This is a genomic window from Alteromonas sp. ABH4_457 (assembly GCF_056160625.1).
The window spans coordinates 587,311-612,339 of sequence record NZ_JBSWXN010000001.1 but is presented as its reverse complement, the minus strand read 5'-3'; the positions used below and the strand labels follow the sequence as shown (position 1 = coordinate 612,339).

At 38.9% G+C, this 25,029-nt stretch carries 23 protein-coding genes; 17 read left to right on the top strand and 6 right to left on the bottom strand.

Translation table 11 applies throughout. The features are described from left to right. Window positions 1–57 precede the first annotated feature (57 nt). From tnpB to ACXAGR_RS02555, 4 genes are all read right to left on the bottom strand, one after another. Window positions 58–378 (bottom strand): IS66 family insertion sequence element accessory protein TnpB, encoded by a 321-nt coding sequence (tnpB, locus tag ACXAGR_RS02570; protein ID WP_474847959.1) that lies wholly within the window; start codon window positions 376–378, stop codon window positions 58–60. Beyond that, a complete protein-coding gene (tnpA, locus tag ACXAGR_RS02565; protein ID WP_474847957.1) occupies window positions 378–692 on the bottom strand; it encodes an IS66 family insertion sequence element accessory protein TnpA in 315 nt (104 codons plus the stop codon). The genes tnpB and tnpA overlap by 1 nt, the downstream gene beginning before the upstream one ends. Before the next feature lie 324 nt (window positions 693–1,016). After that, window positions 1,017–1,556, bottom strand: coding sequence for a PEP-CTERM sorting domain-containing protein (locus ACXAGR_RS02560; protein ID WP_474847955.1), 540 nt, complete (start codon window positions 1,554–1,556; stop codon window positions 1,017–1,019). A gap of 329 nt (window positions 1,557–1,885) precedes the next feature. After that, window positions 1,886–2,818 carry a PEP-CTERM sorting domain-containing protein gene (locus ACXAGR_RS02555; protein ID WP_474847953.1) on the bottom strand — a complete coding sequence of 311 codons (933 nt, stop codon included), beginning with the start codon at window positions 2,816–2,818 and terminating at the stop codon, window positions 1,886–1,888. Window positions 2,819–3,406: 588 nt separating this feature from the next. Here ACXAGR_RS02555 and ACXAGR_RS02550 point away from each other — a divergent pair. Continuing rightward, complete coding sequence (locus tag ACXAGR_RS02550; RefSeq protein ID WP_474847951.1) at window positions 3,407–3,910, top strand: FxDxF family PEP-CTERM protein; 504 nt, start codon at window positions 3,407–3,409, stop codon at window positions 3,908–3,910. Window positions 3,911–4,466: 556 nt separating this feature from the next. Beyond that, window positions 4,467–5,516: a hypothetical protein gene (locus tag ACXAGR_RS02545; protein WP_474847949.1), complete on the top strand. Its 1,050-nt coding sequence runs from the start codon at window positions 4,467–4,469 to the stop codon at window positions 5,514–5,516. Window positions 5,517–5,614: 98 nt separating this feature from the next. On the opposite strand, the gene istB is transcribed toward ACXAGR_RS02545, so the two are convergent. Together istB and istA are read right to left on the bottom strand one after the other, a co-directional pair. Next, on the bottom strand, window positions 5,615–6,370 hold the full coding sequence (istB, locus tag ACXAGR_RS02540; RefSeq protein ID WP_474847947.1) for an IS21-like element helper ATPase IstB: 756 nt from the start codon (window positions 6,368–6,370) through the stop codon (window positions 5,615–5,617). Window positions 6,371–6,384: 14 nt separating this feature from the next. Continuing rightward, on the bottom strand, window positions 6,385–7,932 hold the full coding sequence (gene istA / locus ACXAGR_RS02535) for an IS21 family transposase (RefSeq protein WP_474847945.1): 1,548 nt from the start codon (window positions 7,930–7,932) through the stop codon (window positions 6,385–6,387). Between the two features lie 494 nt (window positions 7,933–8,426). On the opposite strand from istA, the gene ACXAGR_RS02530 reads away from it, so the two are divergent. The 15 genes from ACXAGR_RS02530 (at window position 8,427) to ACXAGR_RS02460 (ending at window position 24,737) form a co-directional block, all read left to right on the top strand. Then, a complete protein-coding gene (locus tag ACXAGR_RS02530; RefSeq protein WP_474847943.1) occupies window positions 8,427–9,422 on the top strand; it encodes an acyltransferase family protein in 996 nt (331 codons plus the stop codon). 469 nt (window positions 9,423–9,891) lie between these two features. Continuing rightward, window positions 9,892–10,368, top strand: coding sequence for an FxDxF family PEP-CTERM protein (locus ACXAGR_RS02525; RefSeq protein WP_474847941.1), 477 nt, complete (start codon window positions 9,892–9,894; stop codon window positions 10,366–10,368). 231 nt (window positions 10,369–10,599) lie between these two features. Further along, window positions 10,600–11,442, top strand: a complete 843-nt coding sequence (locus ACXAGR_RS02520) for an EpsD family peptidyl-prolyl cis-trans isomerase (protein ID WP_474847939.1) — start codon at window positions 10,600–10,602, stop codon at window positions 11,440–11,442. Window positions 11,443–11,453: 11 nt separating this feature from the next. Then, window positions 11,454–12,686, top strand: coding sequence for a hypothetical protein (locus ACXAGR_RS02515; RefSeq protein ID WP_474847937.1), 1,233 nt, complete (start codon window positions 11,454–11,456; stop codon window positions 12,684–12,686). Window positions 12,687–12,706: 20 nt separating this feature from the next. Beyond that, on the top strand, window positions 12,707–13,507 hold the full coding sequence (locus ACXAGR_RS02510; RefSeq protein WP_474847935.1) for a polysaccharide biosynthesis/export family protein: 801 nt from the start codon (window positions 12,707–12,709) through the stop codon (window positions 13,505–13,507). Window positions 13,508–13,525: 18 nt separating this feature from the next. Further along, window positions 13,526–14,884, top strand: a complete 1,359-nt coding sequence (locus ACXAGR_RS02505) for a Wzz/FepE/Etk N-terminal domain-containing protein (RefSeq protein WP_474847933.1) — start codon at window positions 13,526–13,528, stop codon at window positions 14,882–14,884. An 11-nt stretch (window positions 14,885–14,895) separates the two neighbouring features. Continuing rightward, complete coding sequence (locus tag ACXAGR_RS02500) at window positions 14,896–15,738, top strand: CpsD/CapB family tyrosine-protein kinase (RefSeq protein ID WP_474847931.1); 843 nt, start codon at window positions 14,896–14,898, stop codon at window positions 15,736–15,738. Window positions 15,739–15,823: 85 nt separating this feature from the next. Then, a complete protein-coding gene (locus ACXAGR_RS02495; RefSeq protein ID WP_474847929.1) occupies window positions 15,824–17,320 on the top strand; it encodes a hypothetical protein in 1,497 nt (498 codons plus the stop codon). 75 nt (window positions 17,321–17,395) lie between these two features. Next, on the top strand, window positions 17,396–19,228 hold the full coding sequence (locus ACXAGR_RS02490) for a hypothetical protein (protein WP_474847927.1): 1,833 nt from the start codon (window positions 17,396–17,398) through the stop codon (window positions 19,226–19,228). 10 nt (window positions 19,229–19,238) lie between these two features. Continuing rightward, window positions 19,239–20,108 carry an exosortase gene (gene xrt / locus ACXAGR_RS02485; protein ID WP_474847925.1) on the top strand — a complete coding sequence of 290 codons (870 nt, stop codon included), beginning with the start codon at window positions 19,239–19,241 and terminating at the stop codon, window positions 20,106–20,108. After that, window positions 20,108–20,809, top strand: a complete 702-nt coding sequence (locus tag ACXAGR_RS02480; RefSeq protein ID WP_474847923.1) for an exosortase C-terminal domain/associated protein EpsI — start codon at window positions 20,108–20,110, stop codon at window positions 20,807–20,809. Before xrt ends, ACXAGR_RS02480 begins: the two co-directional genes overlap by 1 nt. A 36-nt stretch (window positions 20,810–20,845) precedes the next feature. Further along, on the top strand, window positions 20,846–22,006 hold the full coding sequence (locus tag ACXAGR_RS02475; protein ID WP_474847921.1) for a glycosyltransferase: 1,161 nt from the start codon (window positions 20,846–20,848) through the stop codon (window positions 22,004–22,006). A 214-nt stretch (window positions 22,007–22,220) separates the two neighbouring features. After that, window positions 22,221–22,550: a putative colanic acid biosynthesis acetyltransferase gene (locus tag ACXAGR_RS02470; protein WP_474847919.1), complete on the top strand. Its 330-nt coding sequence runs from the start codon at window positions 22,221–22,223 to the stop codon at window positions 22,548–22,550. Window positions 22,551–22,569: 19 nt separating this feature from the next. Beyond that, window positions 22,570–23,493, top strand: a complete 924-nt coding sequence (locus ACXAGR_RS02465) for a glycosyltransferase family 2 protein (protein WP_474847917.1) — start codon at window positions 22,570–22,572, stop codon at window positions 23,491–23,493. Then, the gene (locus ACXAGR_RS02460) at window positions 23,463–24,737 is read left to right on the top strand and encodes a WcaI family glycosyltransferase (RefSeq protein ID WP_474847915.1); all 1,275 of its coding nucleotides are present in this window, start codon (window positions 23,463–23,465) and stop codon (window positions 24,735–24,737) included. The genes ACXAGR_RS02465 and ACXAGR_RS02460 overlap by 31 nt, the downstream gene beginning before the upstream one ends. Window positions 24,738–25,029 lie beyond the last annotated feature (292 nt).

Sequence of the window (25,029 nt, the reverse complement as noted above, 5' to 3'; positions counted from 1 at the left end):
GCAACGGCATGAAACAGGCACAGCGATAACTTTGTTGTGTCTGTTTTTCAGACACTGCTAAGTAAGTATCACATCAAAGCCCGATAACAGCCACTGCAACTGCTGCTCACTCAGGTGCATGTGCTGTAATTCAGTGTCTGATGGCCATTTGAAGCGATGCTTCTCCAGGCGCTTATACCACAGGGCAAAGCCAGTTTTATCCCAGTACAACACCTTCAGTTTATCCCGCTTTTTATTGCAGAATACAAACAACACATCTCGGAACGGATCCAATTCCATCTGCTGTTCCACCACGACAATAAGGCCGTTGATGGATTTACGGAAGTCGACATTCCCCAGGTAAAGATAAATGTCAGAAGGCTCGACGAACATCCTCATTAGTTCAGCGCCTTCATCAGGTCGGCCAACCAGTGCGGGCTGACATTGGCGGGTATGCGCAATGTCGAAGCAGCGCATTCAAACGAAAGGGTCTGCGCGTCATCTTCAATACGGGATTCGAACGTGGTGACTGCGCGCTTAACGTGAACAAACTTATTGCTGGTTCGCTGAAGCCGAATGTCACTGCGTCTGGCATAAAACGTCTGAATATTTATCTGATGCTGACGGCAAAACGCAACCGCCGATAATCCACTTTGTTCCTGACGTTCGAAAAGTGCCAGCCAGGTATTTACGTCTCGTCGTTGATATCGCATGCATGTTCTCCTTTGTAAAAGAACACGATGCAGTAGCAATGTTAGTTTTTAAATATGGGGATTACCGGACGGTTACACATAAACTAACTAATTGCATTTGAATATTCCGTATGACTGAATATTTCATCAAGCTGAGTAAAGATGTAAAAAATCCGATATCAAAAAATTGATATCGGATTTTGAAGCCATAAAAATCAGGCAACCGATCATGAAACTCCCCATACCTGACCGGTTTAGGCTACTAAGCCACTTTGAAATATCTAGTATTAAGCGATAACTAACTTTAACTATTGCTCCATACTTTTAGAAGTGGTCTGGGCCAAACTATCTAGAACTTTTCTTCTTACGCCGCGTCATGAGGCAAATAACTCCAACGCCGCTGAACAGCATTGCAACAGTTGATGCCTCAGGTACTGGGGATACAGTATAAACAGAAAAATTATAAGACAATGTTTCCTCAGGATTTACTAAAGCTTCGACATCAATGTAATAGGATGCCCACCTGAATGATGTATCTACTGGCACTTCAAACAAAGCAATAGGATCTGACGAAAGCACGTCACTATGATACGTAAAATCATAGTAATAAAAGTCAGAGTGCGTGTTATGAGATTCAATTGCTCTTATTGAAACAGTAAATACATCGTAGATAGAAAAATCCGTTTCAGAAAAATCTATAGCAACACTTGTGCCCGCATCGTAGGTATTATTACCGCTGAAATATGTGCGAAACGTTTCAATACTCTCTATATCAGGCGTGGTCGCATAAGTTATTGGGTTGTCTGGCGCCAGATATCTCAGGTCAACAAATGCAAAAGATGGTGTAGAAATTGCTAAAATTAAAAAAGAAAATAATATTTTCACAATAATCCCTTATTAGAAGTCTCAAAGCCCTAACCTGTTCAATTATTAACCACTACATCTATTGAAAGCAAGTTCGTTCAAACAGTCGTTTATCAAGAAGTATTCACACTCCGCCCAACTTCGTGATGTATGAATATAACTATAGTCGTTCCGCGCGATATGCAGTTCTCCTTCCCGATGACTATCACGGTTATCTATAAATGGATTGCATTTCAGCGGTCAGATTCGAAACTATAAGCCTTTACTAAAATTTGGTCGCTATATCTCAATATAATTAGTGACGAGCCTTTTGAAATAGCAAAAGACTCGACACTCTATATTGATACTATTTAACTTAATGACTTTATTAGACAAACCTTCTTTTTACGGCGTGCTACAAAACCCATCATGCCTATGCCGCTAAACAACATTGCAACTGTCGACGTTTCAGGAACAGGAGAAACGTAGGCTGTATAGTCAGGATTTACATCGTAGTAAAAGTAGTAACCAACACTTTCAATTTCAACACTTCCGATAACATCGTCAAAGCTTAGTTTATAGACACCATTTTCTGAAGCTACACCATAGAGATCGCTCACTCCCACTTCTGTTTCCGAAAGATAGCTTGTAGAAGTTGTCGCGACTTCTGAATATTCGAAAAACGTAACGTCAGTAGTTCTCACCGCGACACCTTCCAGATCAGGAAGAGTTGAGTATGTTGGGTCACTGATCTCGGTCAGTGAATAGTTGATATCGCTGGCAAAACCTAGATCTACTGTATTGACTTCGGAATCCGAACTTACGGTAACCGACATCCCTGCACTCTCGACACCGTAACTGTAGGTCGCTGTATTTTCCAAATCAACGATTAGGTTATAAGTTTCTCCATCTACCGTAATTCCATTGGGATCATAGTAAACATCGTGTCTTCCAGTTAACGTATCTGTATAAGTACTATCGAGAACGTAATTATCAGTATTGTTTATAGTTGCACTATATTCTGGCCCCAAATAGTCTTCTTGGTTGTAGTAAATATAGAAACTCGCAGAGATATTATTAAACTGATACTCCCCCGTTTCGGGATTATATGGGTTCAAGAAAATATCATTTAGATCCACTAGAACTGATGTATTCTGCCCCGACGAAATTGTTTCGTTAACGGATATATTTCCAGATGTATAGTTTGTAGCATTGGCAGTCGTGCTTATAGCTAATGCAGCCGTTGCTGCAAGCAGCCCTTTTGCAAATTTTTCTCTATTTTTATCATCAACTTTATAAAGCATTAGTCGTTCATCCTCTGATCAATTAATTAACATATAAGCTTTAAACAACAATTTAAACTTATAGAAAAACTGTGCAAAAAATAAACCATTACATATAAAAAGGTTAAAAATCAATACCTTGCGCATCAACAAAATATTGGATTTTTTCCTGTTGTAAGTAATTCTGACAAAGAAAACATGATAAGAAATTACAAATAAATAACAAAATCGAAATTAATTTTGGTCTCTGCTCGTTCTTTGCCTAAATCAGTATTAATAAAATTTGCAAATGGTTATACATTATTCAGCAAACATCCTTATAGGATTTGTTATTGAATATCTGTTTACTCAAGGTTGAAAGGGGCGATCGATCAACGAAATGTTATTTCGAGGCTTTAGGTATAGAATTATCCAAATTGCATCGTCAGTTTTATTTACAGATCATTTTAAGCAAATTAACTCAAACTCGTTAAAATCACCGTAAGACCATGATAAAAAACAACAAAAAATACATGGCACACTCTATGCTTTACTGCAGTGAGAAATCGCCAATTTTTAAGTAAGCGTTTCATTTACAACTTTAATATTCCGTCAAAGAAAGGATGTAGTATGCAAAAACTTAAACAAACACTAGTGGGTTTAAGCTTGTTGGTATTCTCTTCAATGAATGTAGCACAAGCAGAAGCCTTTGACCTTGGCACAATTAGTTCTGACCAGGTTTACACTATCACGAACACTGTAGGTTTTGAGCCTGGCCGCTGGTCAGATACAATTACCTTCAGTTTAGATAATGATACTTATCTAGAAACTGCTTTCTATAGCCTTTCTTTTCAGACTATGGGTGCCGTCGACAATTTCCTGGTAGGACTTTTCAACACCGATACTGGAGTATCTGTGTTTAATAGCAGCCCACTCTCACAAGTTGAAAATTTCACATTTGGCCTCGATGCTGGTAACTATCAATTCAACCTGACTGGTAGCGGCAATGATGGTGCATTACCTGGCGTTTACACTATGGCTGTGTCGCCTGTTCCTGAAGCGTCTGTGTATTCATTGATGCTTACCGGTTTGGCTTTCTTAGGCCTCACTTTGCGCAGAAGAAAAAGCAAATAGCTCAAATAACCAGGTGGGGCTTGAAAGCCTCACCCGGTTTTACGCTTTGATTTGACACTTAGTTTTCAAGTCCAATCCATATAGAATCAATCTACAGACATCCGCTACGCTCACGCTTTCGCATCTTCTCACGAGCAACTAGCTCTCATTGCGTAACACGCTGCTAATTGGTGTTATCTTGCTCTTAAACCCCATACCAAACTTCTACCACTCTTTACAAAATCGCGAAATAAAGTGCCTTTTGTAACAACGGTACAGTTTCCTGCTTATACATTATGTATATAACGAGGAAATTCAGAATGAAAACAAAAACACATAGCTTTCAGAACCTTAATAACATGCAATTCAGAAAATGAAAGTGACACCCTCCCGAAAACATCCATTTTAAGTATGACCTGCAATAATTAGTAATGATTCCACAAATTGTGGCCTCAACAAAGTATTTCTAAGCTAATCGCAGATTCAAATGTGCAATTTAAATCTCAATCTGGTGTCACTGATTCGTTTCAGCACCACTTTGCGTTGATTAGATATACCTCTTGTTAAAGGCATCGTTATGAAAAATGTAATTCAACCGTTATTAATATCAACAATATTAGGACTTGTTGGTTGTTCGGGAAAGGAAGCCTTAGTAGAGAACCAAACTACTGAATTGACAAATCAGTTAGAGAATGAAGATTCAGAAAAATCAGTATCCGATAACATCTCAACCGAAGTCGAAAGCGAAACTATCATGGAAGACCCGAATTCTGACGATGAAAGTTCTCTCGTAGTTTCACAATATGATGTATCAATTAACGAACAGACATTGGTGGTATTAAGTTATGAGAACAACACTGCTAGCGGTGGAAAACAGCCGATTGATGTAATTTCTCATGATGAAAGTATAGTTTCCGCAAGTATCGAGAACGATAAAATCATTATCGAGGCAGATACCGTTGAGTTTGAAACTCAGACGAATGTTGATATTGTATCTACTGATGGATCAAATAGTGTTTTAGCGACAATTGCTGTGGAGATAATTCCTCAAGTAACATTCGAATTAAAGCTTGATGAAACCGAAGTACAAATTGAATTTTTGGACACTTATTACCTGCCATTCACTATCGATTATGATGGCGATGAAGACGTGAAAGTGGCCATTGAAGATGTACAAGGCAATACGTTTGCGACGGTAGACTTAGAGTCAACCTATTCACTAAGTAACACATTAATTATTCGAGGCAACGGTGTTTATGAAACTGGTACCTTGTCTTTTAATGTAGTAGCAAGCACCGACAGTGGCGTAATCTCAACACCGGTTACCGTCAATGTGTTTCCTGAAGTGAATATCAATATGGATTTGTCCAACGAAACTCCTACGTTCACCAAAGGCGATTCATCCTTCACCATTGTCAGAGTGTGTACTGATGTATCCGACGATTATGAACTGGAAATCACTGAAGTGTCCGGGAGTGGCGCAATAACCGCAACACTTGAAGGCTCTGTCATCAGCATTACTTCAGCGGATGTTGAATACGATACCACAGCGACTTTCATGGTAACGGCAAGCATTCTCGGTGTGTCTGAAGTTGCCTACTTTGATGTTATGGTTGAAGCGGAATAAGCTACCAACCCACTCTCCTTGCATATTCTGCCGAACGTGAACACGGATTCTGGTGCATCGTGAACACCTGAGATCTCCCGCATTGGCGAAGCCCATTTTTACGCTAAGTGTTCACCATCAGTCAACTCAGAGCGTGTTTTTCGCATTGATTCTCCCTTTAGTTTTATCCGGTGCGCGTTGTGCATCAGTCGGTCGAGAATGGCATCAGCCAGCGTGTTATCACCGATAGATTGATACCATTGGTCGGTAGGTAGCTGGCTGATGATGATGGTTGAGCTGTGGTTATTTCTGTCGTCCATGATTTCCATCAGGTCGTTGCGCTGAGCCGCTTTAAGAGGCTCCAGGCCCCAGTCATCCAGGATGAGGATGTCTATCTTTGCCAGCTGTTGCAGCATTTTGCTGTAAGTACCATCGGCTTTCGCCTGGCTCAGTTCGAGCATGAGTCTGGATAACCGGTAGTACCTGACGCTGTAGCCTTTCATGCAGGCGGTGTGAGCCGTGGCGCAGGCCAGGTAGGTTTTGCCGCATCCGCAAGGGCCAGTGATTAACAGGTTCTGGTGTTTATGCACCCACTCACATTGCAGCAGGCTGGCCATTTGCGCCTGCTTTAAACCGCGTGGATGGGTGTAATCAATGTCCCTGGCGGTAGCATGTAATTTGAGTTTAGCGGCCTTTAGCAGCCGCTGTTGTTTTCGCTGGCCGCGTTCGAGATGTTCGGCATCGACCAGTAATTGCAATCGCTCTTCGAAGCTTAAGTTATCGTAGTTATTCGGCTGTGACTGTTGCATGGTGAGCGCATCGGCCATGCCGGTAAGGTTTAACTGTCTGAGCAGCATTAAGGTTGCGTTAGTCATTGTCTTTTCCTGCGTTAGTGGAAGCTTTGCGGGCCACGGATATTTTCATGGGTCTGAGGCAGATGGTTTTGCGATTCGTCCTGATTGTGCTGACACAGCTTGTCCTGATTCGAGTTCAGGATGGCTTTCACCTGTTTTAGCCGGTACAGATGCTGTTGATTGGCGATAGCGCAGGCTTTATTGAGTCGTTGTGGCGGATATTGTCGTGAGAGATTGAGCAGGCCCAGACACACGCGGTAGGCCTGTTCCTGATGTGATTTGCTGACCAGTTGGTGTTTTACCCAGACAAGTACCTCATCCCCGATATCCTTTGCCCAGTTCATGAGTCTGCCTGGCGTCCAGCTCTGATGTTTCTGATGGCGGGTTGGCATATGCGCCGCAACGGTACTCATGCCATGGCGATATTGCCTGGCATGGCTGGCGACGACTTTATTGTGGAAGTACAGCGTGATTAAGGCACTACTGGCATGCACATCTATTCGCTCGCCAACCAGATGATGCGGCACGGAGTACAGGTGCGCATCATACTGGATATGGTAGTCGATATTAACCTTGACTGTTTTGATGTCGGTAAACTGATAAGCCTGCTTGGGTAAAGGCGCGAGTGCCGGCTTATCAATGCTGTCGAACCATGACTGCCGGCTGCCATAAAGTTGCTTGAAGGGACGGTTATTTACGTCTTTGAGAAGCGCTGCAATACATGTATTCAACTCTGCCAGTGAGAAGAAGGTGTAATGGCGTAACCGGGCTAATATCCAGCGTTCAATCACTTGCACACCGACTTCAGCTTTGGCTTTATCTTTCGGTTTATAGGGCCGGGCGGGAACAATCGCGCAGCCATAGTGAGCCGCTAACTGCTGATAGGCTGGTGTCACGTCCGGGTCGTACCGGCAGGCTTTGCTCACGCCGCTCTTTAAGTTGTCCGGTATGATTAGTTGCGGGACACCGCCGAAGAAGTTAAACGCCCTTGCGTGACTGCCCAGCCAGTCCGGCAGACTCTGTGTCCAGGTGCCTTCCGCAAAGGTGTGATTGGATGCACCCATCACCGCAACAAAGACCTGGGCATGGCGAACTTCACCGGTGCTTGCACTGACTACCGGTACTGTTTGCCCGGCATAATCCACAAACAGTTTTTCTCCGGCCTTGTGAGTCTGCCGCATTGAGCGGCGCTGTAACTTCTGCCAGACCTGATAATGGTGGCAATACTGCGGATAACTGTAACAGCGATTGGGATATTGTTCTGTGTACTCTTCCCACAACAGGTGCTTAGTCACCCCTTTATGAGTAAGCTCCTGATGCACATTCCGCCAGTCAGGCATTTCAAATTGAGTAGACTGACGCGTATCTGCTTGCGGATAAAACCGGTTCGCCAGTTGCACATCATCCAGCGCATCAACATCAGCCCAGCTGAGCTTCATTTCACTGGCATTACTTAGGACTTTGGAAACGGCACCGACGCTCACTCGTAAACTATGGTGGATTTGCCGGACACTGAGGTCTGCCTGTAATTTCAGGCGAAGAATTTCTCGAAGTTGTCGCATTGATAATCTCTTGGTTGGCATCCCTGTTTCCTAAAGCAAAAGGCAACAGGTTAGCAGTCAAAAATATCAATGCGGGAAATCAATTCTGGTTCGTGAACAGTGATTCTGGCGACAAGGTAAAACTGTTCACCATCAGACCAGAAAGGTGTTCACGATGCGCCAGAATCAGTGTTCACCATCGACCAGAATGGGTGTTCATGATCAGCCAGAATATGCACTCCTCAAAATAGCAACTCACGGAATGCTAATCTGTGGGTTGCTCGTCATACTTTTTGGTACAGTAAAACGACAATCAATAACAAGGTCATTTAAAAGTACTACTCCGACCCGCGAGTAAAAATCTGTGTTGAGAAATTGGCGAAATTAAGCTACTTTAGCCAAAAAAATAGAAATGATAAGTAGTAAATAAAAGCTCTCCAAAAATATATTCAAAAAGGATTTAACTTGACTGACACGAAAAGGACTTCTAAACCAGCCAAATACTCAGTAATTCATATAGTTGAAATGCTACAGCCATGAGTTCTTCATCAAGAGACATTTTTTTCGATCAACTAAAAGGGATCTCAATATTCGGGGTAGTTTACATACACTCCCTTTGGTTGTTGGATGGTTCTCATAAAGCTGTTTCATTCGTTTCCGATTTTTTTAGACTTGCAGTTCCTATTTTTATAGTTATATTTTCGTTTTTCTTAGAAAAGGCCATACAAAAAAGAAACTACAAAGAATTTTTTTCTAGAAGATTGTTATCTTTGCTTTATCCTTTTTTGTTCTGGTCCTTGTTGTATTTTTTCATGTCAGCTAACTTCTCCGAATTACTAGTATCTCCTGAAAAATTATTAACAACGTATTTCTCTGGCTATGGCTGGGCTGGTCAGTATTTTTTTATATTGTGCTTCCAGGTTTTACTAATTTTCCCAATTATTAGAACGATGACTTACAAGTCTAGGCTCTTCCCAATAGCTGTTTTTCTTCTAACTCTTACGGCCTTTCTCTACCTGACTTACCGTGGCTCTCAGCTTCCGTCTTACTTTTACAAAGTATCAGACCGCGCGGTGTTCTATTGGCTACCTTATATTTGCTTAGGTATTATATTAGCCAGTCATCCAATCAGAAAACATAGCAAATGGTGTCTTTTTTTCATTTCCCTCACATTATCAGTCCCACTTGAGTATCTGTTTCTCGGCAACAACGCTGCGATATTTTCACCTTATACTTTAGTTTCAGTTCTAATTTCGACCTGTCTCGCTAGCACTATCTTATTCACGGTAAAGCCTACGATTTCAGGCTTCGCTGGAAGCGTTTTATCTCTAATGGGGAGAAATAGCATGGCAATTTTTGTCATGAACCCACTACTTATTAATACCTTGGGGTTTGTTGTACCAAGAAATTATGAGCAAAATGAAGCGACAAATTTCATCATAGCATTTTGTTTAGTTGTTATTGTTTGCTTTGCTTCCCTTTCGCTTGCACAACTGCTCAAAAACACCCGACTAGGAAAAGTGATAGGTTAGGTTATTACTTCAACCTCCGTCCACTTGCACCATACAGCATGTGAAGTTGAAAAATTCTGTATGTAGATCTAGACACCAGAATCATATCCGGCCGGTTTTAGGACTGAACTTTAGTTATAATACAAGATACCAAAAGCTAATATGCCAAATCAATTCGAACGACAACAAGAAAATTTAACAAAAAAACAACATGCGCATTTAATAAAAAGTCTTTTAATATTAGAAGAAATTGAATAAAATTTAATAGAAATTATATATTTACCGCCAACCAAAACAGAACATTAATTGCACGCTTTTCAACCAAACTAAAGCATGTATAATTATTTGTGAGTAAAAAAGCCAACCTCAGTGTGAACGATGGACGGAAAGTTACAGGCCTTTAGTATTCGATTTGAGTAGTTAAAGGTGGCTGTGCTGCATTGCTTAAATAAACTAGTTTATGTAAAACATTGCAAAAGGAATTATATTTATGACGTTATTAAAAAAGCTGATGCTTGCAGCATCTCTAGTATGGCTCTCGTCTGCCTCGAATGCCGCTGACTTGGGTGACTTTGGTGATGTGTCCGGTCTGTCTGTTTTTGGTGTAAATAATTTTGTTGTAGGAGGCTTTGAAGATACAGCATCTTTCGAACTGTCCTCTGCTGCTACTTTTGACTCAGTAGTGTACAACTTCTCGTTTGCTACATCAGCTGCGATTGAAGATTTCACGATCTCGTTAACATCAGGTTTAGGTGAACTTTTCACCTACACTTTCACTGACGTAGTAACTGAAATACCGTTCACTCTTGGTGCAGGCACATACGACGTTGGAATTACAGGTAATGCTATTACTGCCGGTACTTATTCACTGAGTATTTCGCCAGTACCTGAAGCTTCAACATATGCATTGCTGTTGAGCGGATTAGGTTTTGTATCACTGGTAGCTAGACGCCGTCTTAAGAAGTAATATTTAATAAAGTTTAGTTTAAAACGCAACTCAGTTGATGTGTTGCGTTTTTTTTTGCATAACTTTATATAAAGTAAATTATTGATCCGAATGGTCATTAAAGATTAAAGTAAGCAGAATAAGAAGTAATGGATTTATTCGTAGATCTTTATCTTCGAAAAAATAGAAATTTCACACTTTATTTACAGTAATGAACATCGCTACAACCTGAAGTAAAAGAGTAAAATTAATATGAAAAACCTCAAAATTGCAGTTTTAGTCTCCACGATACTTTTACACTCTTGCACAAGAGAATCAAATTTTGAGGAAATAAAAGACCCAAGTCAGGTTGCGGCCAGGGTCGGCGACCAAGAAATCACAGTTCATCAGGTTCAACAATTAGTAAACGCACAATTAAAACAAACCACTTCGCGCGAAAACCTTCCAAATATTGCTCTTGACCAACTTATTAAACAGGAACTGTTGCTACAACAAGCGCAGAAGATGAAGTTAGACCGCGATCCGGATGCACTTTTGGCAATTGAAGCGGCAAAGAAGAAAATAATTGTAGATACCTATTTGAAAAAGGTATTCGAATCATCTTCGACAGAGACTGTCACACAAAACGATATTAGAGCCTATTTTGATGACAATCCGCAGTACTTTCGCGACCGGAAAAAGTTTATCTATACGCAACTGGCCATTGAAGTACCAGAAGAAAACAGAAAAAAAGTAATACAGTTAATTGAATCTTCACAAACAATTGACTCACTAAAAGTTAAAATAGAAAATGAAGGACTGCGCTTTAAGCGGAACCAACTAATTCAGACGACCGAAAAAATGCCAAAGGTATTGGTAGACCCTCTTTACAGTTTGAATGAGGAAGACCTTGGTTATCTAACTATGTCTGATGGCCTATTGGTGTTAGATATTGAGGAAACTGAAGCTCTGCCTCTGTCTTTTGATGAAGCAAGCCCTGCGATTGAAAGTTATTTATACAACGAAAAGCGTAAAGAAGATGTTGAACAGCTAGTATCCAATTTGGAAGATGCTGCTCAAATTGAGTACGTAGGTGATTTCAAACCAATAGATTAGAGTACTCTGTAATGAAGGATGTGGTGAGTCGTATTTTTGTAGGCTCCTTATCTTGCTTAATTGCATTTTCAAATAGTGCAATTGCAAGTGAAAAAGGGACATTTTCATCTGCCGTAGGTGCACGCGTCACCTATGATGACAATCTGTACAAGATAAATAAAGATTCAGAACAAATCAGGTTACTTCTTCCTGACTTTAACTTTTCTGACACGATAAACACCGTATTTGCTAATGCAGAAATGAATTGGGACGTTTCTCAACAAGAATTTCTCGCTAGCGTAGGCGTTTCTGAAAATAAATTTTCAAATAATAGCCAACTCGACAATACAGCAGTCAACTACAACGCTAAATGGAATTGGTATTTTAACCGGTTATTTTCAGGCAATATCGGTTACAGCAAAGACAGAAAACTCGCGAACTTCAGAGATAATTTAAACGCAGCACTATTAGCATCAAAAATTGATAACGATATTGCTGAATTTACAATGAATTGGCAATTGCATAGTCATTGGCATACACAAATCGGCGTGAGAAAAAGAAATACTGATTACAGTGTCGATGCATTAAATTTCAACAATAAGAGCGTTATCGCATCAAATGCAAAGTTAATATATGAAACATTATCTCAAAATACCTTCTCGATATCCGCGGTACGAGAAGACATTGCCTACGATAACCGCTCCTACGAGATTGGTAGTCTAGTTGACGATGAATATTCACTTTCAACAATTATTCTTGCATCAACGTACAACTATAGCCAAAAAACCCAGATCAGTGCTCGCTTGGCATGGCGGGAACTACAGCCGGAGCATTTAGAAACATCTCAAAGCTTCGATATTTCAGATTTGGGTTATAATTTTTCATATAGTTGGAAACCAAGCACAACGATGGTTTTTACCGCGCTTATAGCTGAAGAATTATCTCCTTCAGAAAATATTAATACCGATTTCCAAAGAACTAAAATGATTAGTTTAGGTATGTCATGGCAAGTACTATCTAAGGTATCTGTTGGATTACAAACCGAATATAATAAAAGGCGCTACGAATTTAATTCCAATTTGCAAAATACCTTGGAAAACGTGTCAGAAAATACGTACAGAAATGCTGAAGTCAATATAGTATATAAACCAAATATGAATATCGAATTGCAAGTCGGTTACCAATTCAATAGCCAACGTTCAGATTTATTGATACGTAATTTCGATTCTAACTCGACTTACGCTACGATAATCGCAATTTTCTAGTTTTAATAGGTGAATAATCCATGCTTAGGCTAATAGTTCTAACTTTTATACTTCTTTTTTTTAGTCACTCAGCTTTTTCACAAGAAAAAGTGATACAACCAGGCGATGTATTAAAAGTGTCAGTCTACGGAAACCCCGATTTAACCACACAAACTGAAGTTTCAACCACAGGGGTGATTAGCTTGCCATTAATTGGCTCGATAGAGATAGCTGAATTAATCGCGACAGAGGCCAGTGAAAAAATCGAAAAGCGTTTGATAGAGAAGAAAGTTTTAAAAAACCCTCAAGTTATAATTGTTGTATTAGAGTCAAAAACCAATACCGTTTCAGTGTTGGGCCAAGTAAATGCGCCAGGGAAATATCAATTAAGCGCTGGAGCAAAAACACTGGTAGATTTTATAGCAATAGCGGGAGGCCTAAATCCCAATGCATCACACGATATTACTATTATAAAAGCTAATAATCAGTCATCAAAAAATAGAATTACACTAAACTTAGAGCAGATATTTGTTGATGGCAAAACAGACGTTTTAACAATGCGAGATATGCACATTCAATCTGGGGATATAATTTATGTTCCTGAAGCGCCAGTGTTCTATATTTACGGTAAAGTTAATCGGCCAGGTAGTTTCCGCTTAAAACGCGAAATGACGGTGGCACAAGCGATTGCATTAGGCGGTGGTATTGCAAGTGTAGGTACGACCAGAGGCTTGAAAGTTAAACGTAAATCCGAGAATGGAAAATTTAAAGACGTTGAAGTAGACGAAAGTACGCTTATTCAAGCTAACGATACCTTGTACGTAAACGAAAGTATTTTTTAATTAGAGGCTCGGAAACCCATGTCATTTTCTGTATTTCTTAAGGTAATTTGGGCGAGAAAGTGGTTTATTATCGCTTTCGTTGCCATTATATGCGCTTTAGTCGGTACTTCATCTCTATTGTCCGAGAAACGATATGAGGCTACGGCATCGATAATAATTAATGTTAATGGAAAGGATCCTATTACTGGTGCCACAGTCCCATCTTTGATTCAGCCTTCTTTCTTGGCCACTCAAGTAGAAATTGTTAAAAGTATAAATGTTGCACTAAAAGTAGTAAGAAAATTAGGTTTAAATAAAAACATTGAGCTTCAGACACGATTTGGAGAAATAGAAAATAGTAATAATAATTTTGATGTATGGCTCGGATATTCACTATTACGAAACTTACAGGTAACACCATCTCGGCAAAGTAGTATCATCTATATCACCTACACCGCTGGAGACCCTGTACAGGCATCTCAGCTTGCAAATGCATTTGCTGAAGCATTTGTTCAGACAAACCTTGATCTTAAGATTGACCCATCGCGACGAACAGCTGCTTGGTATGCTACTCAAGTAGAGAATATAAAAGATGAACTGATTTCGGCTCGAGAGGAACTTTCTAACTACCAGCAAAAAACAGGTATACTATCTATTTCCGAAGGTTATGATATTGAAGCGGCTCGAGTTGCACAATTGAACAACCAACTTATTAATCTTAAAACACAACTTAGTACGCTTGAAACAAAACAAATTACATTTGATAATTTTGACCCTGAAAATCCTAATGCGTCGTCAATATCAGATCAAATGATTGATCGACTGAAGGTAGCATACGTTAATGCACAGCTCGAATTCTCCGAAATTAGCAATAAGTTTAGTGAAAATCATCCGAGCTATCTATCAGCCTATAATGATATGGAATCAAAGCGCGATGGATTGATCAATGAGATTCTTTCAGCAAAATCAAAGCTAGCAGCAGAAATCAATGAAACAAAAACATTAATTAGGAATACTGAAGTCGAAATTGCTGCTCAAACTCAGGAAATGTTAGCTAACAATAAAAGTCGCGATAACCTTAAAGTATTGTTGAATAAAGTTCAGAACACTGAAAGTTTGTTCAACGCTACAACACAAAAATTGAATTTATTTAGATTAGAAGGCGACTCAGTAGACACAGATGTTTCTATTTTAAATAGAGCTTCAGCCCCCTTTTCATCTTCAAACACGACTTTGATAACTAGTGTACTTATTGCTTTTTTATTTTCCGCAATTATTTCTCTATTTTTCATATTAGTGTTTGAACAGTTAAACAAAAGAATTCGAGACAAAAAAATCATCGAAGATAGTTTTAATTTACCGGTACTAGCAGAAATACCAAAAATCAAACGAGGATGAGAATAACAAATATGTTATCAGACAACATCAAAAATGATAGCATCGGCGAAATCCTGGTGAAATCAGGTAAATTGAATCCGAGCGATATCGAAAAAATAACAGAAGAGCAAAAGAGTACTGGCTTGAAATTCGGCGATTGTGCAATTAGGTTAGGCCTATTAACTCAAACTGATATCGAGATAGTTTTATCGGAACAGTTTGAATTTTCGTATATTGATAAAAATTCGGATAAATTCGATAAGAGCTTACTAGCTGCACTCAAGCCGGATCATCCTTATAGTGAAAAGATACGTCTGCTTAGGGTGCAACTCACTTTAAGAGGGTTGAATGATAATAATTCAATTGCAATATTTGGTGATGACGACGATATAGGAACCTCACTAAATTGTGCTAACCTCGCAATCTCTTTTGCACAATTTGGGAAAAAAACCCTTTTGGTTGATGCAAATATGCGCAAGCCAGAACAACACAACTTGTTCAAGCTACCTAATTCTCTAGGCCTATCCCAAATACTAGCGGCAAGAGCTGATATAAATGCTATTCAAAATCTCTCTCATTTAAAAAACTTAAGCGTACTTACGAGCGGGGCTTTACCACCAAATCCCGTTGAGCTTTTAGGACGCGCTGAAATGAAAATTTTAGTGGATCACTTAGATAGTATTTATGATGTCGTAATTTATGATTGCCCGAGTGTAAAAGAGCACAGTGATGGCTACATCTTAACCAGCCTGATAAAGGGGGTAGTAATTACTAGTAAAAAGAATTTGTCAAAGGTTTCTAACTTTAAACAAATCGTCGAGAAAGTTAATTTAAGCGGTGGGAAAGTTATCGGCGCTGTAATCAATGAGTTCTGATTCCAATCTAGCAACTAGTGAGTAATCTACCGTGACTTTTAGAGACTTTTTTTCGTTTGGAACTATGTTTGCGTTAGTAGGATGTATGCTAGCGCAGTTAGTGATAGATCTGAGTCAGTCAAATATGTTCAGCACACTAATAATAGCCCTGACAACCGTATTAACATTAGCTTATCTCTATTGGTCAAATGCCTATACAAAAACAGCAATATCAGCATTTGTGTTGATAGGTTTGCTATTTACAGGGTCGTTTGGAGCACTCATATTTCAAACGCTTTATTGGAATCCGGTATCAAAATACTTGTTTAATTCGGAATTGACATTTGGAAGAATTGCAATTTATCAAGTAATTGCCTTAGCAAGCCATTTTACATATTTAACTCTATTTAACAATTTTAAAGATACAAGTACGAATAATTCATTGAGTCTAAGAAGTATATTAACCAAAATCGGATTATACAATGTACCTTCAGTACATACAGTTTGGATTGTAGCGTTTTTAGGATTGAGTGCGCTTATTTTGGGAAAAATCTTACCGGGTGAGATTGGTCGAGGGATTTTTAATTTTAGATTTCTGATGTGGTTTCCTTTCTTTATCATCATTTACATTCACAATTTTGGTATCGATTACGCAAACAAGAAAAAGCAGTACATATTTATCTTTCTTTTTTTCTTTTTGATTTGCGCTGCGGGAATTAGTTTCAACAGCAGGTCGCTGGTTGTCGCAGCACTGGTAAATCTGTTTATTTTGGCTATAGTTATATTACTATTTAAAAATGAGAAATATAGCCTCACTTTTTATACAAAATCATTCTTATTGATCATTCTCATGGTTGGACTACTCAAACCTTTTTCTGGATTTTCAGATGCTATGTTAATAGCTCGGCAAGATCGGGATGATGTTTCACCAATAACCATGCTAAAGAATACTTTTGATATTTATATAAACTCATCAGATAAGGAATTAGTGGGTAAAGATAAGTTCATTCAAAATAAAATTTATACCAATTACGATGAAGATTATATAGAGAATGGCGTCCTAACGCGCTTCGTACTTACAAAATTTCACGATAACGCATATTACTATTCATCAGGCTTGAGGGAAAGCGGTAAAGTTGAAGTAAAAAAGCACTTAGAAGGAAAATTTATCGCCATAATGCCTCAACCGGTAATTGACATGTTCGGCATAGAACTAGATAAGATGGAGCACATGAATAGCACTACAGATATTTTAGTTCATGAAACTACAGGTAGACGTTTAGGCGGACTAAAGGTAGCTTCTTCTTTTGTCAACCTTGAGGTTGTATTCGGGTTGTATGCGCCATTCATTTTCTTCGCTATGTCATTTATCTTCTTCTTAGTAATTGATCTTTACAGTCATGTCGATAAAGTTTATGGCTTAGTTATTTCATTCCCATTTTTTGCAATTGCCTCGCAATATATCTTATTTCAGTTACCTGTATATGGCTTACAAGGAGTTGTTAACTTTTTAGTTAGGGGCTTCGTTACGGATGTTCTGATATTTTGTGCCATAATGTTTGTGTTAAATACTATGTTCAAACCACACTTGAAATACACATGAGTTAACGGCTAATACATTGAACTTCAGTCAATTGCTTGAGCTAACAGTACTTTAAATAGAATACGGGAACCTATTATGACTTCCAGACCATCGGCAGTTAGCACACTATTTTATCTTGTTATAAGTGTTTTTTTAATATCCTGTAAAAGCTATGCTGCACCCGATAATAACAGCAGAGGAGTTTATGATTACTCCACAATAGAGGGACGTCGTGCACAGCTAATGGATTGGGCGGATACACGATATAAGGCATCAGATCATTTTATCAGTAAAGCATATTGGATACTCGGAGACACTGCGGTTAACGGTTGTAAAGCAGAATACTCAAGTTACATGGTTGACTTTAAAAATCAGTCCAACGATAACGGTCGCTCCGTAGAAAACTTTGTATTACCAGCTATAGTTAGATATCTTTATCAGTTTGAACATTGTTTGTCAGACCAAAACATTGCTGTACTGAGAGATTTTGTAGCTAAGGGACCCTGCTGTAACAATAACGACTACCTTGGTCACGGCACGCTTAATCATGCTATCCTGCAAGGAAGTTCCTGGTACTTGCTCTCGCAATATTTTAACCAGGATTCTTGGATCTGGAAAAATAGGGGTGAATACTCAAGTAGTAAAATTGAGAATCTAATTTATAATAACTTGTTTAAACGTTTTACCCAAACGTCGGAACATGGTCATTTTGAAATCGCCTCTCCAAACTACGTCGAGACAAATTTTTTTCCGCTGTTAAATCTTATTGATTTCTCTGAAGACCCAAACTTAAAATCTCTAGCTGAAAGTGAGGCATATAAAACTTTAGAATATTTAAAGGCTAATTCATTTAAAGGGAAGCTAATACCGCCCCTTACTCGCTGGGCCTCAAATGAACTTAACGGTTCCGTTGAAGGCTTTGAAAAAAATACAATCGCTCTCGGACTCGACAAACGGATGTTGTGGTATTACTTTGGCTCCGAACTCGATTTAAAGCTAGCCGATTTTAATAGTGGTAAGTCACCCAGCTTCTGGATAAATTACGTTTTATCTGATTGGCTGCCTCTAGACTTATATAATAGTGATTCTAAAGCTACTAACAATGATGAAGTCGTTACTGATGAAATTCCCACTTTTTCGCAATGGGGGCAAGATAAGGGAACCGAGATTTTTACACAAAAATATATTGGTGAAAACTATGCCCTTGGTTCTGGCAGTATAAGATACTTCCCTTATTGGTACAGCGGTAACTTAGTTGAATTCGGATTAACTGTCGCCTCTGATTACATATACAACCAAATAGACTGTACCCAACCCTACTGGTATAGTAACTTATCAGCAGAGCCAGATGATAACAATAAAAATCGTTGGTATGACAGAAGCTCGCCATTTATGCAGTCACATATTATTGATAAAAATAACGTGCTTTTTATTTCTGACATTCCAGCGGGAGACCCCTTTACTCAGTTCGTAAATACATTTACCGCACATCGCTCCAAATATACAAATGAATTAGCCCAATTTGTGCGTTGTCGGATACCTAAATTCTTCGATACCATTAACAAGACAGATCGCGTCATCCAGATCAAAGAAGGTGATACTTATATTCAAATACAGTCGTTAGCGCAGGCTTTCAAGTATGAAACTGATGACTATTATCAATACTTCATATTAGAAGATGGAAAATCAGCTATGCATTTCTACATTACGGACGTCGTGGATTCGATGAGCGAATTGACACAGCAAGCTGCTAAATATAACGCGACATACTCTGTAGAAAAAAGTCAAATTATACTTACCCCTCCAAAACCGGCTCCAATTATAAAAATGACATATAAAAACGTTTTATATAAAGACTCTGATACAGATCTTGCTGAAAGAGAAATTATGTATGCTTCTATACCACTCATCGAAGAGACATCACAATAACAGGAACGGTATGAGCTTCATAAAATTTAAAACAACAAATAACGCAATTTTATTATTTTTGCACGTAGCGGTCGCACTCTACTATGTACCGTTCTTTATTGATCTCAGTAATAACGGGGCGTGGTCGAACCCTGTTCATTCTCATGGCCCCCTCGTTTTATTGATTTCTTTATTTTTAGTTTTTCAAAAAAAGAAGAAAATCTTTGCTTTAGATACAACTGATAATCATCCCGCACTCGGGATTTTATTCTTCGCTTGCGCATTCATGTTTTACGTCTTAGGTGGTTTTACCGATATGGTCCATTTTAAGATTTTAAGTTTTATATTAATTTTCTGTGGGGTGTACACATATGTATTTGGCTTGACTGCGATTAAGTTATTACTATTCCCAGTTTTTTTCATGTTTTTAATGATCCCTATTCCTGGAGTGATTATCGACCCGCTGTCCAGTTTCCTTAAGTTATTGGTTAGTGACGTAGCAGTTGATATTTTATACAACCTTGGATATCCAGTAGCACAAAACGGTATTATAATTTTGGTTGGAAATTACAAATTGTTTGTCGCCGACGCCTGCTCCGGTATGCGTACCTTATTAATGCTGGAAACCATGGGCATACTCTACTTATATCTTGTTCGTCATCCTTCTTATATAAGAACAGCAGGTCTCGCTATTCTCATCGTGCCAATTTCAATCACTTCGAATATTCTAAGGGTTATATCGCTTATATTGATTACTTACTATTTTGGAGATGCAGCAGGTCAAGGATTCATGCATGATTTCGCATCTCTTGCCCTCTTTATTTTCGGCTTAATTTTGATGGTCAGCGTCGATTCATTGTTGCGTTTAATTCCGCAGTCAAATAGTAAGGCTAATGTGTAATGATTAAGCTATCTCTTAAGCAGATTTTTACGCTGCTCATCATGTTATTGCTACTATCTACTCAGTTTCTCGTGGCTGACTGGGTTATACCCCAGAAAGAGTGGTTTCGTTATATTGGAGAACCTGATTACGAAGCATTAATGCCAGAACAGTTTGGCAACTGGGAGCGAATCAATGACGACTACACCAGAGTTACTGTTAGCCCAGAAATAGAACAACGTGTAAGTGAACTATACACATCTAGCGTTACACGTATTTATAAAAATATCAAAACGCAGAATGTAATCATGGTTTCGCTAGCGTACGGCAGCGATCAGATGTTCCCAAATCAGGTACATCGCCCGGATGCATGTTACCCTGCTCAAGGATTTAAAATTACCGATAGATCGACAGACTTGTTACAATACGAAAACTCTGAACTGCCAGTAAATAAATTAGTTGCTAAGCGCCAGTTTAGAAATGAGAACGTGATGTATTGGATTCGTTTGGGAAACGGCGTTGTTAATTCAACAATGGATTTACATTATAATCGAATTTACTTAGCTGCTCACGGTTATAGAGCCGACGGCTTATTATTCAGAGTATCAGAAATTTCAAATGAATCCTTGACTTCATTTAATGTACAATCTAATTTTGTGAATGATTTTTTAAATTCACTGAATGATGAAGAGCGAAAATTCTTCATTGGCGGTTTTTGGTAATTAGAAATATTTAGAAATATAAGATAGGGATATCTGATGAAAATCTTGCACGTAATCAGTTCACTGAAACTTGAGCAGGGTGGTCCAGCGCAAGGGGTTAGAAACATAACCTCATTTTATGCAAAACTCTGTGTCGATGCTACGGTACTGACGATGGATGAACCAGATGACGATTTAGGTTCTGTAGAACATATCAGTGTCATTACAATTGGACAAGGCAAAGGAACCTTTTCTTATAATCCCAAGTTAATAACTGAATTAAAAAAAATAGCTAATCAGTTCGATGGCGTTATTGTCCACGGTTTATGGCAATACCATGGTCATGCCGTGCGTTTAGCATTAAAAAATAGTAGTGTTCCGTATTATGTTTTTCCTCACGGTATGTTAGATCCATACTTTAAGTATGAGTATCCACTTAAACACATAAAGAAATATCTGTTTTGGCTCGCATCTCAATATGCGGTTTTGCGCGATGCTAGAGCAGTTTTTTTTACCTGTGAAGAAGAGAAAAATCTTGCTGGCTTATCATTTCACCCATATAAAGTGAATCCTGTGGTAGTTAATTATGGAACCACTATTCCAAGTATTGGAAGACAAGCAGAAGCGGATTTTTTCTTCGACAGCTTTCCCGAACTTAAAGGTAAAACTATTTTTCTGTTCATGAGTCGCATTCATGAAAAAAAAGGTTGCGATCTTTTAATTGAAGCCTTTGCTAAAGTATTGAAGAAAAATCCACAGATACATTTAGTCATAGCAGGGCCAGACCAAACAAATTGGAAGTCAGATTTAATTCGACTCGCAAAAGCACTTGGTGCAGATGACCACATAACTTGGACTGGCATGCTTAAAAATGAACTAAAATGGGCTGCGATCAAAGCAGCTGAAGCATTCATACTGCCATCTCATCAAGAGAACTTTGGTATTTCGGTAGCGGAATCCTTAGCTCTCGGTACTCCCGTCCTTATCACAGATAAAGTTAATATCTGGCGTGAAATAGAAGAGATGGATGCAGGTATTGTTGAAGAAGACACACTTGAAGGAACGGAAAATCTATTTTCTAAATGGCTTTCAAAGCGACCAGCTGAAAAACAAATAATTTCAAAGCAGTCAGAGATTTGTTTTAAGGAAAAGTTTGATATAAAGCAGGCAACAAGGAATATAGTAGAACAGATAAAAAGCGATATTGGCAATGATTAAGCAAGGAATTAATCCATTTTATGAAGCCAGCTTTAGCCTAAAAAATCGTATAAGTCGTGTTGCTTGGGCGGCAGTGTATAATATATTTTTTAGGTTTAGCCCGCGGCCCATGCATAAATACAGAGCACTTATAATGAGTCTGTTCGGGGCGAAATTAGGCAAAAATTGCCACATCTATCCCAGCGCAAAAATTTGGGCGCCATGGAATCTTGTAATGGCAGATGACGCTTGTATAGCAAACGGAGTAATCGTCTATAATATGGCAACTATTTCAATAGGCGCACGCTCAATTGTATCTCAAGGGTCCCATCTTTGTACTGGCACACACGATTATACAGATAGAAAATTTCAGCTGTATGCGCTACCTATAAAGATTGAGGCCGATGTTTGGCTTTGCACAGAGTGTTTCATAGGCCCGGGAGTTGTGGTCAGTGAAGGTACTGTTGTTGGTGCTCGCAGTGTAGTATTCAAAGATACAGAAGAATGGTCGGTGTACACTGGCAGTCCTGCAAAAGCGATCAAAAAGCGCATTATCAAAAACTGAACATAGGATTAGATACTTTATGCCTTCTATTACTGTGCAGATTCTTACCTATAATGAAGAGCAGCATATAGAGCGAGCGATTGAATCGGTAAAGCATTTTGCTTCTCAAATTGTCGTTATCGATTCATTTTCAACCGACAAAACTGTGGAAATAGCAAAGGGACTTGGCGCCGTTGTGTTACAAAATAAGTGGCAGAATAATTACGCTCACCAATTTAATTGGGGATTAGATAACGCCCCTATCTCAGGTGATTGGGTAATGCGTCTGGATGCAGATGAATACATTACTCCAGAACTGACTTCAGAAATTCAGAATAAGCTTCATAGCTTAGAGCCACAGGTAAAAGGCATATACATGCGGCGTAGAATTCATTTTATGGGGAAATGGATGAAACATGGTGCAACTTATCCCATGTGGATGCTTCGCTTATGGAGAAATAATCATGGTAGGTGTGAGAATCGCTGGATGGACGAACATATAGTCCTCACTGATGGAGACACAGTTCGATTTGAACATGACTTTATTGATGATAACTTGAATTCCTTAACCTGGTGGACGACGAAACACAACCACTACGCCAATAGGGAAGCTGCCGATTTGCTCAATCATAAGTATAAGTTCATGCCTTCAGATGTTCGTGACGAAGATGATAAAGAACAGGCTATGTTCAAGCGCTGGCTAAAAGAAAATGTGTATTCAAAGATGCCTTTATTTGTTCGACCTTTTTTCTACTTCTTCTACCGCTATACAATTCGCTTAGGATTTTTAGACGGATGGCGGGGCTTGCAATGGAATTTTTTGCAAGGTTTGTGGTATCGCTTTCTAGTTGATGCAAAAGTATACGAAGTAGAAAGAAAAATCAGTGGAAATACAGATAAATGTTCAGCAGTGGAAGCTATTGTTACTGCTGAATGGGGCCTCAAACCACCAAGCGCGAGCTAAGTACGTTGAAAGTTCTTTTAATTTCTACAAATTATTCTCCTGAACTTACCGGGATAGGTAAATACTCGGGAGAAATGGCAGAATGGTTAGCCAGCAACGGTGATGAGGTTAAAGTCATCTGTTCGCCACCTTACTACCCAGAATGGAAAATTAATAAAAATTATTCGCCCTGGCGATTCACCAAAGAAGAAAAGAATAACTTAGTTGTTATCCGTTGTCCGATTTGGGTGCCGAAAAACGTAACCGGCGTTAAACGAATTATTCATTTAGCTTCATTTGCAATATCAAGCTTTCCCGTGGTTCTTAAGCAAATTTTTTGGAAGCCAGATGTCGTGATTTCTGTTGAGCCCCCAATATTAAATAGTATTGGCGCGTTAGTAGTTAGTAAATTAAGCGGTTCAAACTCCATTCTTCATATTCAGGACTTTGAAATTGATGCGGCATTTGATCTAGGCATTATAAAATCTGGTAAACTAAAGAAATCTATTTATAAAATAGAAAAGTTTCTGTTAGGTAAATTTACAAAAGTATCGACAATTTCTCACTCAATGATGAATTTATTGACCAAAAAGGCTGTGCCTGAGGAAAAAAAAATGCTTTTTCCAAATTGGGTCGATACACAGTTTATTTCACCGCAAAAAACGTCTACCTATCGTCGTTTACTCTCTATTTCCGACAGTGATATTGTTGCAATGTATTCAGGCAATATGGGCGAAAAGCAAGGTCTTGAGATCATTATCAAAGCTGCAGAGGCGCTTTCAGGCATCACTTTTATTATGTGTGGGTCAGGCTCTGCATTGTCTCGTTTAAAAGCAGCCGCTATTGAGTTATCCAACATTATCTGGCTACCACTTCAGCCTTACGAAAATCTTTGTGACTTTCTAAACCTAGCAGATATTCATTTACTTCCTCAACAAACTGGCGTTTCAGATCTGGTAATGCCCTCAAAGCTAACGGGTATGCTTTCATCTGGAAGAGCTGTTGTAACCACTGCCGATATTGGCACAGAGATTCACAGAGTGATTCAGGATAAAGGTATTGCAGTGAGGCCTGATGATGCTTTGGGATTCGCTGATGCAATTCGTGATTTAGCAGAGCATTCCGAAAAGCGCGCTGTATTTGGTGCGAACGCACGAAAGTATGCAGAGAAGTACTTAAGTTACGAATCCATTATGGAGGCGTTTCGTCAGGAGTTGTCGCAACTAGATCCTAATACGATTGTTGGCACAGATATGAGTGAATAATGCACATTTTATATCGGAACAATGCCGCAATCTTCAAAAACTTATCATAGGGCTCTAGCTCTTAAGCGGCTGGACATGAGGTGACATGTTTAGACCCTAAAAAGACTTAAGTAAACTTTTCACTGGAAGGTTTCAAAATACATTTCATTGTAGAACCGGTTATGCATTCATTCAGAAACGAATTTGTAAATGGCTGGAAGCGCAATTAAGTGCTCCTGATGTTGAGTACGATATAGGATCGATAGATTCAAGCGAACTTTTTGAAGTTAAATATATTTAATCATAGAAAAAC

What these genes read in the sequence shown, in the direction of transcription:
- tnpB (WP_474847959.1), bottom strand. Translation starts at nt 378, where the DNA reads ATGAGGATGTTCGTCGAGCCTTCTGACATTTATCTTTACCTGGGGAAT.
- tnpA (WP_474847957.1), bottom strand. Translation starts at nt 692, where the DNA reads ATGCGATATCAACGACGAGACGTAAATACCTGGCTGGCACTTTTCGAA.
- ACXAGR_RS02555 (WP_474847953.1), bottom strand. Translation starts at nt 2,818, where the DNA reads ATGCTTTATAAAGTTGATGATAAAAATAGAGAAAAATTTGCAAAAGGG.
- ACXAGR_RS02550 (WP_474847951.1), top strand. Translation starts at nt 3,407, where the DNA reads ATGCAAAAACTTAAACAAACACTAGTGGGTTTAAGCTTGTTGGTATTC.
- ACXAGR_RS02545 (WP_474847949.1), top strand. Translation starts at nt 4,467, where the DNA reads ATGAAAAATGTAATTCAACCGTTATTAATATCAACAATATTAGGACTT.
- istB (WP_474847947.1), bottom strand. Translation starts at nt 6,370, where the DNA reads ATGACTAACGCAACCTTAATGCTGCTCAGACAGTTAAACCTTACCGGC.
- istA (WP_474847945.1), bottom strand. Translation starts at nt 7,932, where the DNA reads ATGCCAACCAAGAGATTATCAATGCGACAACTTCGAGAAATTCTTCGC.
- ACXAGR_RS02530 (WP_474847943.1), top strand. Translation starts at nt 8,427, where the DNA reads ATGAGTTCTTCATCAAGAGACATTTTTTTCGATCAACTAAAAGGGATC.
- ACXAGR_RS02525 (WP_474847941.1), top strand. Translation starts at nt 9,892, where the DNA reads ATGACGTTATTAAAAAAGCTGATGCTTGCAGCATCTCTAGTATGGCTC.
- ACXAGR_RS02520 (WP_474847939.1), top strand. Translation starts at nt 10,600, where the DNA reads ATGAAAAACCTCAAAATTGCAGTTTTAGTCTCCACGATACTTTTACAC.
- ACXAGR_RS02515 (WP_474847937.1), top strand. Translation starts at nt 11,454, where the DNA reads ATGAAGGATGTGGTGAGTCGTATTTTTGTAGGCTCCTTATCTTGCTTA.
- ACXAGR_RS02510 (WP_474847935.1), top strand. Translation starts at nt 12,707, where the DNA reads ATGCTTAGGCTAATAGTTCTAACTTTTATACTTCTTTTTTTTAGTCAC.
- ACXAGR_RS02505 (WP_474847933.1), top strand. Translation starts at nt 13,526, where the DNA reads ATGTCATTTTCTGTATTTCTTAAGGTAATTTGGGCGAGAAAGTGGTTT.
- ACXAGR_RS02500 (WP_474847931.1), top strand. Translation starts at nt 14,896, where the DNA reads ATGTTATCAGACAACATCAAAAATGATAGCATCGGCGAAATCCTGGTG.
- ACXAGR_RS02495 (WP_474847929.1), top strand. Translation starts at nt 15,824, where the DNA reads ATGCTAGCGCAGTTAGTGATAGATCTGAGTCAGTCAAATATGTTCAGC.
- ACXAGR_RS02490 (WP_474847927.1), top strand. Translation starts at nt 17,396, where the DNA reads ATGACTTCCAGACCATCGGCAGTTAGCACACTATTTTATCTTGTTATA.
- xrt (WP_474847925.1), top strand. Translation starts at nt 19,239, where the DNA reads ATGAGCTTCATAAAATTTAAAACAACAAATAACGCAATTTTATTATTT.
- ACXAGR_RS02480 (WP_474847923.1), top strand. Translation starts at nt 20,108, where the DNA reads ATGATTAAGCTATCTCTTAAGCAGATTTTTACGCTGCTCATCATGTTA.
- ACXAGR_RS02475 (WP_474847921.1), top strand. Translation starts at nt 20,846, where the DNA reads ATGAAAATCTTGCACGTAATCAGTTCACTGAAACTTGAGCAGGGTGGT.
- ACXAGR_RS02470 (WP_474847919.1), top strand. Translation starts at nt 22,221, where the DNA reads ATGGCAGATGACGCTTGTATAGCAAACGGAGTAATCGTCTATAATATG.
- ACXAGR_RS02465 (WP_474847917.1), top strand. Translation starts at nt 22,570, where the DNA reads ATGCCTTCTATTACTGTGCAGATTCTTACCTATAATGAAGAGCAGCAT.
- ACXAGR_RS02460 (WP_474847915.1), top strand. Translation starts at nt 23,463, where the DNA reads ATGGGGCCTCAAACCACCAAGCGCGAGCTAAGTACGTTGAAAGTTCTT.